Below are 12,564 nucleotides of genomic sequence, written 5' to 3'. Positions count from 1 at the left end.
TGGCCTGGAGATGCCACAACGCGTGCACACGAGACCGGCGTTGCCGGTCTCGTGATACATGCGCACCCAACGTAATCGCATCGAGATTTCGCGCTCCATCGCCCCATATTAGTTGAAACGATGTCCGTGAATCACACATTTTATGTTGGTCGACTCGTTGTGCGGCTCATCGAGACACCTTCGCCGAGCGTCACGCCGCGCTCGCTATCGACTCCTGCTTTCAATAGTGGCCGCACAAATCTCGAAAACGAAAATTACGCGGCCAATCTCTACGAATCAATGACTTAGGAGCTCTCTGTCCCCCCGCCTCGCCGCTCCATTTGTCGACGAACCGTTCCGGTCTGGGTCTGCCGCACACCCGTGCTTTTACGACGCACATGGAGTGCCTCCTCAACCAGCCGGCGCTGATGCTGGTCTACGCCGCCTCGCAGTAGACGCACAATCGACTCCAACACGCGGCTATGTTGGAGTGCTGGCTGATTTGACATAGTGCGGCAGACACGTCTGCCTTGTCGCTTCGCAGCCGCTACAGACTCTACCGCGTCTCGTTTCATCTGTACCGAAGACCACCCGTCCCCGGGTGTCACTCCGATGCCGGTTTTCCCCCAATTCTCGTGGAGAGTGAGCCGAAATCCGGCCCTGGAATTAGAAGCGATTACGCTGTTAAAACAAGACGTTAGTGGTGGAAAACCACACGAAAACGCCTAGAAGCGTTTACGCGTAAACACTTCTAATTCACTTTGGCACAGCTGTTCGCCAACAATGAATGTGTCCCCCGGGACGCTTCTCACCGAGACGAAATCCTCGTCCGCCGAGGTATTGCGCAAATTGCTGCAGCGGAATTTTGGTCCAGTTGCCCCTAACGTCTCAAAAATTCACACCGCACCGCACCAAAAAAACGAAAGCGTCCGTCGGGACGCTTCTTCTCCAGCGGAATCCTTGCCGGGTAAGGCTTTGCGCTGCGTGAGGCAAAAGTAGTTCGATGACCTTGCCCCTTGGGAGCCGCCGTTACACCCAATTTCGAGGCGACAACTGCGACACGACGCAAGAAGCAATATGCTCCTCGGTTTGCCTGGATGCATACCCATAATGGTCGAGCATTGACTCACACGGCCGGTCTACCGTTCGCCGACCCATATTTAGGGGCGAATCAGCTCGTAAAATTCTGCAAGGATGATTGCCATTCCGGCCCATTCTCGGCAATGGCGACGAGGTCTAAAGTACGTTCATCAATCTCAGCTTGGTGTTCGAAATGAGCCTCCCCCTCACCGCAGCGCGCCGCATCGCCTTCATCCAGGCAGGCTGGCATCGAGACATTGTTGACCAGTGTCGAGACTCTTTTCTGCGCACGCTCGGTGAACACGGGTTCGACGAGAGCGCTGTCGACTTGTTCACCGTTCCCGGCGCATTCGAAATTCCTCTACGAGCGAAACTTCTCGCCCTTACCGGCGACTACGCCGGCATCGTCGGCGCCGGCTTCGTGGTGAACGGCGGAATCTATCGCCATGAGTTCGTCGCGCAAGCCGTCATCAGTGGACTTATGCAAGTGCAGCTTGAAACGCTCACGCCAGTTTTCTCCGCTGTGCTCACACCTCATAACTTCCACGAGTGCCAAGAGCACAGCTCCTTCTTCCAATCGCACTTCGTCACGAAAGGGCGGGAGGTCGCACTCGCGTGCATTAGTACGGTCGTCAGCTTGAGCCAAGCTGCAACGGTGACCGAAGGCGTCGAACATGTGGCGGCCTGACTCACGGAATCATCGGTCAGCTCGTACAGTCCAGGACGACGTCGTCAGTGTCTGAGGTAATTCCGCTTGAACGGCGCTCTATCGGAAACAATACATGTCAGTCTCCTGCCAATCTACCTCTTCATCTGATACTCAATCGATGCAACCGCCCGCGCGGGTCCGCGTGTTGGCGATGCTTGCTATCTCGATTGCGGTGTTTATGGCGGTGCTTGACACAGCTGTCACGAATACCGCGCTTCCGACAATCACCAGAGATTTACACATCCTCGGTGCGGATGCAGTCTGGATTGTGACCACCTATCAACTTGTCATGGTCGCGGCCATGCTTCCGCTTGGGGCTATCGGCGAGATTCACGGTCACCATCGCGTATTCGTGGCTGGACTCGTGCTCTTTACGCTTTCCTCACTCGGGTGCGGCTTGGCATGGTCATTGTCGAGCCTTGTGGCAGCACGTGCCATACAAGGTCTCGGGGCAGCGGCGATTATGAGCGCAAATACTGCGCTGGTCCGCTTCATCTATCCGGAACAGAAACTCGGTCGCGGACTGGGCCTCAACGCGCTGGTTATCGCAGCCGGCTTTGCGGCCGGTCCGACCGTTGCGTCCCTCATCCTTTCCGTTTCCACGTGGCATTGGCTGTTCTTGGTCAACGTTCCCGCGTGCGGCGTCGCGGCACTGCTTGCATGGCGGTTTCTGCCTGCTACCACGATTGCTCAACGCCGCTTTGACTGGGTCGCGGCGCTTCTGTGTGCGGCGATGTTTGCATTCATTGTTCACGGTATCGGTGAAGGGACCCATCAAGCACCGCTTCAAGTGCTGTTGGCTGAACTCGCCCTAGCCGTGACGTGTGGTTACGCACTTGCGCGTCGTCAATCGGGAGAGGCGGCCCCGCTTCTGGCGGTCGACCTGTTCCGCAGCCCCGTCTTTTCCCTGTCGGCCGTTGCCGCTATCTGCGCGTTCACGGCCCAAGGCATTGCGTTCGTCTCGCTACCGTTTCTGTTGCAGACCTCAATGGGACGCAGTCAGATTGAGACGGGTTTTCTCATCACGCCTTGGCCTGTCCTTGGCGCAATCATGGCGCCGATTTCTGGTTCCCTTTCTGACAAGGTCCCAGCGGGCTTTCTCGGCGGGCTGGGGCTCGCGCTTCTCAGCGCCGGCTTCGGCGTGTTGGCGCTTCTGCCTAACGACGCATCCACGGTGCTCATCGCGGGCTCAATGACGTTGTGCGGATTCGGCTTCGGCCTGTTTCTGTCGCCGAACCAACGCACCATCATGTCGAGCGCTCCACCCGAGCGAGGCGGAGCAGCGAGCGGAATCCTTGGCGTCGCGCGTCTACTTGGGCAGGCGACCGGAGCGAGCCTTGTTGCGCTGACACTCGGCATTTCCCATCAGCACGGTCCGGTCATCGCACTTTGGTCAGGCTGCCTGTTCGCGGGGCTCGGCGGCGTATTGAGCGTACTACGACTGTTCGCACCAAGGCGAGCTTAAGCAGATTCCACGTGAGCGCGATGCATTCGATGGCACGGCCGACGTCCCATTTTGCTGTACCTGTTTTGACCCGACCAACTTTTGCGTGAGAGAAAGCGATGCGTAACCCGAACCTCGAAGCCCTTCTTGTCCGGCTGCTCGGCCAAGAGAAGACTGACTCGTTGTTTTCGACGTTGAATGTGCCCGAGGTGCTGGGCGAATGGGAAGACGACGTTGTGACGAGAGCCGAACTCGCTCAAGCGATGAACATGTCGCTCTTCGACGACCTGCTCGAACGTTCGGAGAACGGTCGCACGTATACTCGCGAAGCGGTGGCGAACGGCGGTTCTGTACATTTCGACCACGGAGCATTGCGCACTGTCAGGTGGGCAAGCAACGGCGCGCTGCCGCCCGGCGAAGTGGCCTTCACGCGCATTCTGCGTCCGCTGGGCTATCAGCTAAATGGTCGCTATCCGCTCGATAAGCTTGGCATGACGGGGCGGGCCTATGTGCATCAGGATGCACCCGACGACATCGCGCAATTCTTCGTCAGCGAGCTTCACCCGGAGCGCTTTTCGGAAGAATTCCAACAGGCCGTCACGAACGTTGTGAGCAGTTCGCGCGACCCATTGTCGCCTGTCGCGGTCATGCAGCTTTGGGAATTGGACCGAGAGGGTTCGATTTCAATCGACACGGCGCACGAACTCCTCCCGGTCATTGTTGGCGCGTTCTCCCGCCAGCATGATGTTCCGCATTTGAGCGACTACGAGCTGCTGCTGCGCGAGTCGGCCGAGATGGCCTGGATTGCGACAGAGGGTAACGCGTTCAATCATGCAACCGACCGCATCGCTGACGTTTTCGCCTTGTCCGAGCGCGAAATCGCAAACGGGCGGCCGATGAAGGCCGAAGTAGAACGCTCCCGCTCGGGGCGCGTTTTCCAGACCGCATATCGCGCCGACCTCGTCGAGCGGCAGTTCTTGTCTGGTCACGGCGACGTGGTTACGCGAACCGTCCCTGGGTCGTTCTACGAGTTCATCACGCGCAAACGCCAATTCGACCGCGAAACGCAACGCTGGACGACCGACCTTCGCTTTGATGCGGGCAACGCACAGGGCATTTTCAAGATGACCGCAAACGCAGGAAAGTAACGTGAAGCCAGCCACGCCGTTTGATGCAAGCTCGGACCTGGTCAGCAGACTTGTGTCCGACCTCCGAAGCCACATGAAGGGGGAGGTTCGATTCGATAGCGGTTCCAAAGCGCTTTATGCTTCGGATGCCTCTAACTATCGGCAAATTCCTATCGGCGTGGTTGTACCCACGGATGTCGACGACCTCGTTCTGGCGCTCGAGGTATGCAGACGCAACGATGTGCCGTTCCTGGCGCGCGGCGGTGGCACTTCCCAGAATGGGCAGGGCGTCAATGTGGCTGTCGTCGCCGACGTGAGCAAGTATGTGAACCGCGTGGTGTCCATCGACGCTGAGAACAAAACTGCCGTGGTCGAGCCCGGGGTCGTTTGTGACTCTCTGCGCGACGCGGCGGAGCAATACGGCCTGACCTTCGCGCCCGACCCCGCCACTCATAGTCGTTGCACGTTGGGCGGGATGATAGCTAACAACTCTTGCGGTGCGCACTCGGTCATGGCCGGCAAAACCGTCGAGAACGTTGAAGCGCTTCACGTCGCGACGTACGACGGCGCTCGATTCTGGGTCGGGCCGACCACCGAAACGGAGCTGGAACAAATCATTGCGCAGGGTGGACGACGCGGCGAAATCTATGCGCGGCTTCGCGCGCTGCGTGACCGATACGCCGAAAGTATTCGAAGCGAATTCCCTCAAATCAAACGGCGTGTGTCGGGCTTCAACCTTGACCAGTTGCTTCCCGAAAACGGCTTCAATGTCGCACGCGCGCTCGTTGGCACCGAAGGCACCTGCGCGGTCACGCTACGGGCGAAAGTGCGGTTGGTGCATAGCCCGGCTCAGCGCGTACTGCTCGTGCTCGGATTCGATGACATCTTCATCGCTGCCGATGCTGTTGCCCATTTCAACCGTTTTTCTCCTATCGCTATTGAAGGGTTGGACCGCGGCATCATCCGGGGCCTGCAGGCGCGAGGATTGAAGGCCGAAGAAATCGCCTTGTTACCTGCTGGCGACGCCTGGGTCGTGCTCGAATTCGGCGCTGACACTGCGGATGAAGCACTCAGGCAGGCGCATGAGGCAGATGCGTATTTTGGCGCGGGGCACGCTGGCCCGCGAGTCACCGGCATGGTCGTTGAAAGCAGGAGTCAGCAACAGAAGATTTGGTCTATCCGGGAGACCGGAGCGTCGGCGGTCGCGCTCTCCATCGACCCATCGAAGCCGGACCCAATCGCTGGGTGGGAAGACGCAGCCGTGGACCCGTTGCGACTCGGCGACTACCTGCGAGAGTTCCAGGCACTCGTCGACCGTTACGGCTACGAGACCTGCCTGTACGGGCACTTTGGCGATGGCTGCGTGCATGCGCGAATCACCTTCGATATACGGACAGCCGAAGGCGTCGCGACGTGGCGAAACTTCTTGCGAGAGGCGGCCCAATTGGTCGTTGACTTCGGCGGGTCGCTGTCGGGCGAGCACGGAGACGGGCAAGCCAAGGCGGAGTTTTTGCCCATCATGTACGGCCCCGAGATTATGCAGGCGATGGCCGAATTCAAGGAAATATGGGACCCGGCGAACAGGCTGAACCCTGGCAAGGTCGTTAATGCATATCGCGTCGACGAGAATCTGCGGATGGGCCCAGCGTACAAGCCGGTTACGCTTGCAACCCGGCTCACTTTTACGAGTCGCGAAGGCAACGGGATGCAACGGGCCGTTGAACGATGCATTGGCATGGGCAAATGTCGCTCGCACGACGGCGGGACGATGTGCCCGAGCTACAGGGCAACGCGCGAAGAGAAATTCTCAACACGCGGACGGGCGCACCTGTTCTGGGAGATGTTGCAGGGCGAGGTCATCTCGGACGGTTGGAACAGCCGTGAAGTCAAAGAAGCGCTCGATACATGCCTTGCATGCAAAGGATGCAAGTCCGACTGTCCGACCCACACCGATATGGCTTCATACAAGGCCGAATTCCTTTCCCACTACTATGAGACGCATGCGCGGCCCCGCCAGGCCTGGTTCATGGGAATGATTGGCCAATGGGCTCCGCTGGCGAGTAAAGCGCCGCGTCTGATGAACTTTCTGACGTCGGGCATCACCGGCCGACTTGGGAAATGGGTCGCAGGCGTTGCGCCGGAGCGCAGCCTACCAGTCTTTGCGCATCGAACATTCCGTTCGATGGTGAGAGACATGCCGACCAAAGAAGTCGGTTCAGCGGGGAAGGTCATATTGTGGGTCGACACATTCAACGACCACTTCTCACCCGACGTAGCAATCGCTGCAGTGAAGGTACTGGAGTGGCTGGAATACGAAGTTGTGCTGCCGCGGCGCCGATTGTGCTGCGGCCGACCGTTGTACGACTACGGTCTGATAGACAGGGCCCGCGCACTTCTCGAGACGGCGGTGTCGGAACTGTCTCCGGAAATTGCAGCTGGCGTGCCGGTGGTCGGGCTGGAGCCTGGCTGTCTGTCGGTTCTCAAGGACGAGTTGCTGAAGCAGTTGCCAGCCAATCGAGCGGCGGCCAAGCTCTCGGAACAAACGCATCTGTTCTCGGATTTTGTCGCCCGACGGGACGTCGAATGGCCACGCCTCGATGCTGATGTCGTCGTCCATGGACATTGCCATCAAAAATCGGTCTTCGGTATGAACGGAGAAAAGGCGCTTCTCGACAAGATTGGCGTACGTTGGTCGTTGCTCGACACGGGCTGCTGCGGGATGGCAGGCTCGTTCGGCTTCAATACTGACCACTACGAGCTGTCGATGAAGATTGCTGAAGATTCGTTGCTTCCGAAGCTTCGCAAGGCCTCGCCCGACGCCTGGGTTGTGACCAACGGCTTCAGCTGCAAGGAGCAGATTGCGGCCACTGGCAAGAATTCGATTCACATGGCTGAACTGGTGCTCAGGGCCATCGAGCAAGCCGGGTTCGACGCCGATGGACATGCACCCATGGACTCCTCTTGCAGAGCAGTCGACCACGCGCACGACCGCGCTGCCGTGGCTTCTGACAGCTATAGTAGGTAGGAGCTGCGGAATGTACGAGGCACGTGTTTCAGTTCCAAATTGGAGCTGGAGCCTTGTAGAGCGAGAAAGCGCTCGGAAGGAAGTTAGTGGGCGGCGAAACGCGCACCGCCAGTGTGCGCTATCCGCGTTTTGAGGAGAGGGCCCTCGTCATGTTGCTTGATGCAGCTACTGGGAGCGGAAAGGGCGATACCGCTTTGAGCGATATCGCCCGTCCATCAGCACTTCATGCGGCGGCCAATTCCTCTTGCGCCGTACCGACCGGATGAAAGCTGCGACGGAAATACACCAGCCCTGCCGAGTCACTGTGGCGCACGGCGTCAACTTCGACAAAGAATACGGTATGAGTGCCTTTCTCGACCACGTCGGTGATGCGTCCGTCGAACGAGACGAGCGCGTCTCGGAGAACGGGGGCGCCGGTGGCCATCTTCGTCCACTCGCCAGTCTCGAAGCGTTGCTCCGGGCTGCACTTGGTCACGCCGGCGAACACGGAGGAAACGTCCTCCTGCTCGGCGCTGACGGTGTTCACGCAGAGAACGCCGTTTGCCTTGAAGAGCGGATGGCTCCGACTCGTCCGATTGATGCAGACGGCGACCGTTGGCGGTTCGTCGGTGACGCTGCAAACTGCGCTGGCCGTCATGCCCGCACGACCCGCCGCTCCGTCGGTCGTGATGACATTGACTGCGGCACCGAGCTGCGCCATCGCGTTGCGAAAGTCTTGGCGTTCGACAGACATGATTGTCTCCTTGAGGGTAAAGGGGAAGCGCGGTATCGGCTGCAAGGTGGCGCTCTAAGCACCGGGATGTATCGCGTCCGTCCATCGCTTCATGACTTCAGTATTGCCGCTCACCCTGTATGCGGGAAGCCAAAAAACTGCGAACCACTCTTTCAACTCTGATGGCAATCCGGTACTTTTGCCGGAAGCACCCATCCGAAACAACGTACTGACCACCATGCTGATGAATCGGATTGACGCGATGGCCTTGTTCGTCACGGCTATCGACGCAGGTAGTCTTTCAGCGGCCGCGCGCGAACGCGGCCTGTCGCTTTCCTCCGTGAGCCGATACCTGACGATGCTGGAGGAACGTATCGGCACCCGGCTCATCATCCGCTCCACGCGCATGCTGGCGCTAACGGAGGCAGGTCGTGCTTACTACGAGAAGGCGAAACGGTTACTGGCAGAAATCGACGAAATGGAAGCCAGCCTGACGGAAGCTTCAGAGGCTCCCGTCGGCAAGCTGCACGTCTGCGGCCCTACCTTGTTTGGGCGAGTCTTCATGCTACCCATCCTGGCCAAGTTCCTTGTTGATAATCCCAAAGTGACACTGGATGTCATGCTCCTGGACCGCCAACTGAATCTCGTCGAGGAAGGTATCGACATAGCGGTGCGCATTGGTCATATGGAGGACTCCAGTCTCATTGCACGCCGGCTCGGCTCGCTGCGGTGGGTCATCAGCGCCGCGCCGGACTACTTGGACAAGCGGGGCACTCCGCAAAGCATTGAAGACTTGGATAAGCATGATTGCTTGATTTACGGGCAGTCGAGTATCAGTTCGGAATGGCAGATGCTGAGTGGTGGCAAGCCGACCAATGTAAAGGTCCCCGTTCGTATGCGGTCAAATACACTGGACGGTGTCGTCGCCGCGGCGGTCGAGGGAGCTGGGCTCGTCTATTCGCCCGCGTGGTCGGTCGCACAGCATGTTGCCGAAGGGCGGCTCCAGGTTCTCCTGCGAAATTTCGAGCTGCCACCTCGCCCAATCAATGCGGTTTTCACACACAACCGTTTGATGGCAGTGAAAGTCAGGTCTCTGCTCGACTACTTCGTCGAGCATCTCTCCAAGACGGATTTCGACACAGTTCCCGAGTTTAGAAGCGCCCTGTAAGAAAGCAAGCAATCACAATCGGGAGGCCTCCGGCGCAAATGCCGTTGGTCTCACTCGGGGTCTTCCCGAACCGGGCATTCGCGTTTCCGCATTCTTGCGCCGTCGTACGTCCTCTCTCGCCTATCTAGCGCGCTGCAGCGACGTAGTCTCCCATCTCCTCAAATTCTGCAAGGCTGGTTGCCAGTGCATCGCCTTCTGTTCGACAGGGCGTCGAGTGATACTGACTTCACAAACACTGCGGTTGCATCCGCCTAAGGAGATAGACATGCTTTTCGGATTGTTCGGTAGTGCTCAGGCAAACAGCTCGACCTTGGGCGCAGGCATCGGTCAAGGGTTTCACGACTACATCGACTTCAATGTCGAAGCCGAGAAGCTCGGGTTCTACAGCACCTTTCTCGTGGAGCACCACTTCACTGGCTGGGGACAGGTCTCGTCCACGCTCAACCTCCTGACGTGGTTGGCTGCACGTACTACAACGCTGCGCGTCGGAACGGCCACGATGGTGCTGCCGTGGCACAACCCCGTGCTCCTCGCCGAGCAAGCTGCAACGCTCGAACTGCTGTCTGGCGGCCGCCTCGACCTCGGCGTGGGAAAAGGCTATCGTCATGCCGAGTTCACGGGTTTCAATATTCCTATTGAAGAAGCCGAAGCACGCTTCGAGGAGTGTCTCGACATCATGCTCAAGTCGTGGGGCGCCAGCGAGCGCTTTTCCCACCACGGCAAGTTCTGGAACTTCAACGACGTTATCGTGGAGCCGAATATCGCACAACGGCCGGCGATGTGGATGGGCGCGGGGAGCGAGCCGTCGATTCGCAAGGTCGCGTCTCGAGGCTTCAATCTCTTGCTCGACCAGTTCGCTGACGCGAAGCTCACCGGTCAGCGCATCGAGTTTTTCAAGCAAGCAATCAGCGAGCAGGGCCGGGCCTACAACCGCAACGAAGTCGCGGTTGCGCGCGACCTCTTCATCGCAAAGGACGAACAGGATAAGCAGGCCGCCATCGAACGCCTGAACCAGTCCCGCCAACGCACGATTGACCATGCGCGTGCTCCGGACAAAGCCGGCGGCTCGCACATCCTGTCGTACTCGAAGGGCGGCCTGCCTCCGACCGACAGCGCTCTCGTCGGTACTGTCGAAGAAATCCGCGAGAAGATTCACGCGCTTAAAGAAGCAGGTGCCGGTTATCTCATCTGCAGCATTCTCGGCGGCTCGCGTGACACGTTGCACCGTTTCGCCAGCGAGATTCTTCCCGAGTTCCAGACGGAACCGGAGGAAGAAGGTGTGTCCGCGTAACCAACTGTCGTCAAAAGGGAGCAGTCATGCCTGTTGACCGGTTGGCGTTTCGCGAGGCGATGGCTCATCTTGGCGCCGCGGTGAACATCATCACGTCGGACGGCGTCTCCGGTCGCGCAGGCATGACAGCCAGCGCTGTATTCAGCGTCACTGACGAGCCACCGACAGTCGCAGTCTGTATCAACCGCTCCAGTCGTAGCGAGGCAGTTTTTCGGAAGAACGGGGTGCTTTGTATCAACACCGTGAGCGCGCGTCAGCGCGACGTCGCCGCCGTGTTCGCGGGCGCGACAAGGTGCGCTCCGGAAGAGCGATTCGGCTCTGGAAGCTGGATGACGCTTGCGACGGGGGCTCCTGTCCTTCAAGGAGCTGCCGCTGCATTCGACGGAGTGGTCACTTCTATTGTCGACAAAGGCACGCACGCTGTCTTCTTCGTTGAAGTCAGGGCTGTTGCGGCCCAGAAGGAAGGAGGTCTTGTTTACTTCCGGCGCGATTTCCATCCGGTTGGTGATGGTGACCGGCATGACGACACGCATGAAGCAGTACCCAAAGAGAGCGCTCCGCTAAAGACTTCCTGAAGAGAAGTTGCGGTGCACTAAATCCCCCATCCAGAAATGCATTCTTCGAATGCTTCGGAGGAGACATGAGTTCGCAGGACACCCTCAACCCCGCGCTTCCTAAGGCGGAGACCGACTTCAGCCAGTCTATCGGTGCAGCTCGCAGACTGCGGGCCATCTTTATCGGCTCGCTGGGTAATCTCGTGGAGTGGTACGACTTCTACGCCTACGCGGCGTTTGCGCTCTATTTCGCGAATCAGTTTTTCCCGCACGGTGACCCCATCACGCAGCAGCTCAACGCGGCATTGTTGTTTGCCGCTGGCTTTATCATGCGCCCCATCGGCGGATGGCTGTTCGGCCATTTCGCCGATTCCTACGGTCGACGCAAAGCCCTTACGGTGTCGGTGCTCATGATGTGCGGAGGGTCGCTGATTATCGCGGTGACGCCGACCTATGCTTCTATTGGCATCGCTGCCCCGATATTGCTCGGTTTCGCACGCATCATCCAAGGGCTCAGCCTCGGCGGGGAGTATGGGACGAGCGCAACATATCTCTCGGAAATCGCTCACGACAAACATCGTGGTTTCTACGCCAGCTTCCAGTACGTTACCCTCATCGGCGGCCAACTGAGCGCCATCGTGGTGCTGTTGCTCCTGCAAAAATGGATACTGAGCGCGGAAGAGTTGAGGACCTGGGGTTGGCGCATTCCGTTCTTTATTGGCGCGGCGCTCGCTGTATTCGCCGCGGTCATGCGCAAGAGCATGCACGAAACGGACGCCTACCGAAAGAAGAACCTCGCGGGGCGTTCGCGAAGCTCGCTGGGGGCAATATTCAAATATCCACGTGAAGTCTTCCTGGTTGTCGGTATCACCATCGGCGGGACGGCAGCGTTTTATACGTACACCGTCTACATGCAGAAGTTCTTGAAGCTCTCCGTTAAGCTGACCGATGACCAAACGACGATGGTTACTGCCGGTAGTCTCCTAGTTGCCATGCTGCTCCAGCCGTTCTACGGTTGGCTGTCCGACCTCGTCGGACGCAAGCGCTTGCTTATCGGCTTCGGCGTTGCCGGCACGCTTTTCACGGTTCCGCTGATGACGAAGCTGCAGACCGCGACGGGACCGCTTCAGGCTTTCCTGCTTATTGCAGCTGCGTGGCTCATCGTATCGGCATACACGTCAATCAGTGGGGTGGTGAAGGCGGAGCTGTTCCCCACGAATGTCCGGGCCACTGGCGTTGGGCTGCCGTACGCGCTCACCGTCTCAATCTTTGGCGGTACGTCCGAAATGCTCGCGTTATGGCTCAAGTCAATCGGGCATGAAGGATGGTTCTACTACTACCTGACCGGGTGTATCGCCATCTCGCTGATTGTCTACATCTTCATGCGCGACACGCTGAAATCTTCAGCGATGGACCGGCATGAGTGAGGTCCCGGTTGGGCGACGGGATGCGACACGCCAGTCATGTTCATCCCT

9 protein-coding genes are annotated in these 12,564 nt (G+C 58.7%); 8 read left to right on the top strand and 1 reads right to left on the bottom strand.

What is annotated here, in order from left to right:
* Positions 1-1,252: 1,252 nt before the first annotated feature.
* The 4 genes from NQV17_RS08060 (at position 1,253) to NQV17_RS08045 (ending at position 7,364) form a co-directional block, all read left to right on the top strand.
* Positions 1,253-1,747, top strand: coding sequence for a 6,7-dimethyl-8-ribityllumazine synthase (locus NQV17_RS08060; protein WP_257771198.1), 495 nt, complete (start codon positions 1,253-1,255; stop codon positions 1,745-1,747).
* Between the two features lie 94 nt (positions 1,748-1,841).
* Positions 1,842-3,233 carry an MFS transporter gene (locus tag NQV17_RS08055; RefSeq protein ID WP_257771195.1) on the top strand — a complete coding sequence of 464 codons (1,392 nt, stop codon included), beginning with the start codon at positions 1,842-1,844 and terminating at the stop codon, positions 3,231-3,233.
* Positions 3,234-3,331: 98 nt separating this feature from the next.
* Complete coding sequence (locus NQV17_RS08050) at positions 3,332-4,360, top strand: DUF1338 domain-containing protein (protein WP_257771193.1); 1,029 nt, start codon at positions 3,332-3,334, stop codon at positions 4,358-4,360.
* 1 nt (position 4,361) lies between these two features.
* Entirely contained in the window at positions 4,362-7,364 is a 3,003-nt protein-coding gene (locus NQV17_RS08045; protein ID WP_257771191.1) for an FAD-binding and (Fe-S)-binding domain-containing protein, read from the top strand.
* A gap of 223 nt (positions 7,365-7,587) precedes the next feature.
* On the opposite strand, the gene NQV17_RS08040 is transcribed toward NQV17_RS08045, so the two are convergent.
* Entirely contained in the window at positions 7,588-8,097 is a 510-nt protein-coding gene (locus tag NQV17_RS08040; protein WP_257771189.1) for a flavin reductase, read from the bottom strand.
* A 91-nt stretch (positions 8,098-8,188) separates the two neighbouring features.
* On the opposite strand from NQV17_RS08040, the gene NQV17_RS08035 reads away from it, so the two are divergent.
* The 4 genes from NQV17_RS08035 to NQV17_RS08020 all read left to right on the top strand — a co-directional run bounded on the left by NQV17_RS08035 (position 8,189) and on the right by NQV17_RS08020 (position 12,516).
* Complete coding sequence (locus NQV17_RS08035) at positions 8,189-9,244, top strand: LysR family transcriptional regulator (RefSeq protein ID WP_257771186.1); 1,056 nt, start codon at positions 8,189-8,191, stop codon at positions 9,242-9,244.
* Positions 9,245-9,509: 265 nt separating this feature from the next.
* Positions 9,510-10,535, top strand: a complete 1,026-nt coding sequence (locus tag NQV17_RS08030; protein ID WP_257771184.1) for an LLM class flavin-dependent oxidoreductase — start codon at positions 9,510-9,512, stop codon at positions 10,533-10,535.
* A gap of 26 nt (positions 10,536-10,561) precedes the next feature.
* The gene (locus tag NQV17_RS08025) at positions 10,562-11,110 is read left to right on the top strand and encodes a flavin reductase (RefSeq protein WP_257771182.1); all 549 of its coding nucleotides are present in this window, start codon (positions 10,562-10,564) and stop codon (positions 11,108-11,110) included.
* Positions 11,111-11,175: 65 nt separating this feature from the next.
* On the top strand, positions 11,176-12,516 hold the full coding sequence (locus tag NQV17_RS08020; RefSeq protein ID WP_257771180.1) for an MFS transporter: 1,341 nt from the start codon (positions 11,176-11,178) through the stop codon (positions 12,514-12,516).
* Positions 12,517-12,564 lie beyond the last annotated feature (48 nt).

Source organism: Burkholderia sp. SCN-KJ (assembly GCF_024656005.1).
Taxonomy (GTDB): Bacteria; Pseudomonadota; Gammaproteobacteria; order Burkholderiales; family Burkholderiaceae; genus Burkholderia.
Note: the sequence above shows the minus strand (reverse complement) of the source record. Positions and strands in the feature narration are given on the sequence as shown.

Excerpts from the sequence above, each read along its gene's own strand:
- NQV17_RS08060 (WP_257771198.1), top strand. The coding sequence starts at position 1,253 with ATGAGCCTCCCCCTCACCGCAGCGCGCCGCATCGCCTTCATCCAGGCA.
- NQV17_RS08055 (WP_257771195.1), top strand. The coding sequence starts at position 1,842 with ATGTCAGTCTCCTGCCAATCTACCTCTTCATCTGATACTCAATCGATG.
- NQV17_RS08050 (WP_257771193.1), top strand. The coding sequence starts at position 3,332 with ATGCGTAACCCGAACCTCGAAGCCCTTCTTGTCCGGCTGCTCGGCCAA.
- NQV17_RS08040 (WP_257771189.1), bottom strand. The coding sequence starts at position 8,097 with ATGTCTGTCGAACGCCAAGACTTTCGCAACGCGATGGCGCAGCTCGGT.
- NQV17_RS08035 (WP_257771186.1), top strand. The coding sequence starts at position 8,189 with ATGACTTCAGTATTGCCGCTCACCCTGTATGCGGGAAGCCAAAAAACT.
- NQV17_RS08030 (WP_257771184.1), top strand. The coding sequence starts at position 9,510 with ATGCTTTTCGGATTGTTCGGTAGTGCTCAGGCAAACAGCTCGACCTTG.
- NQV17_RS08025 (WP_257771182.1), top strand. The coding sequence starts at position 10,562 with ATGCCTGTTGACCGGTTGGCGTTTCGCGAGGCGATGGCTCATCTTGGC.
- NQV17_RS08020 (WP_257771180.1), top strand. The coding sequence starts at position 11,176 with ATGAGTTCGCAGGACACCCTCAACCCCGCGCTTCCTAAGGCGGAGACC.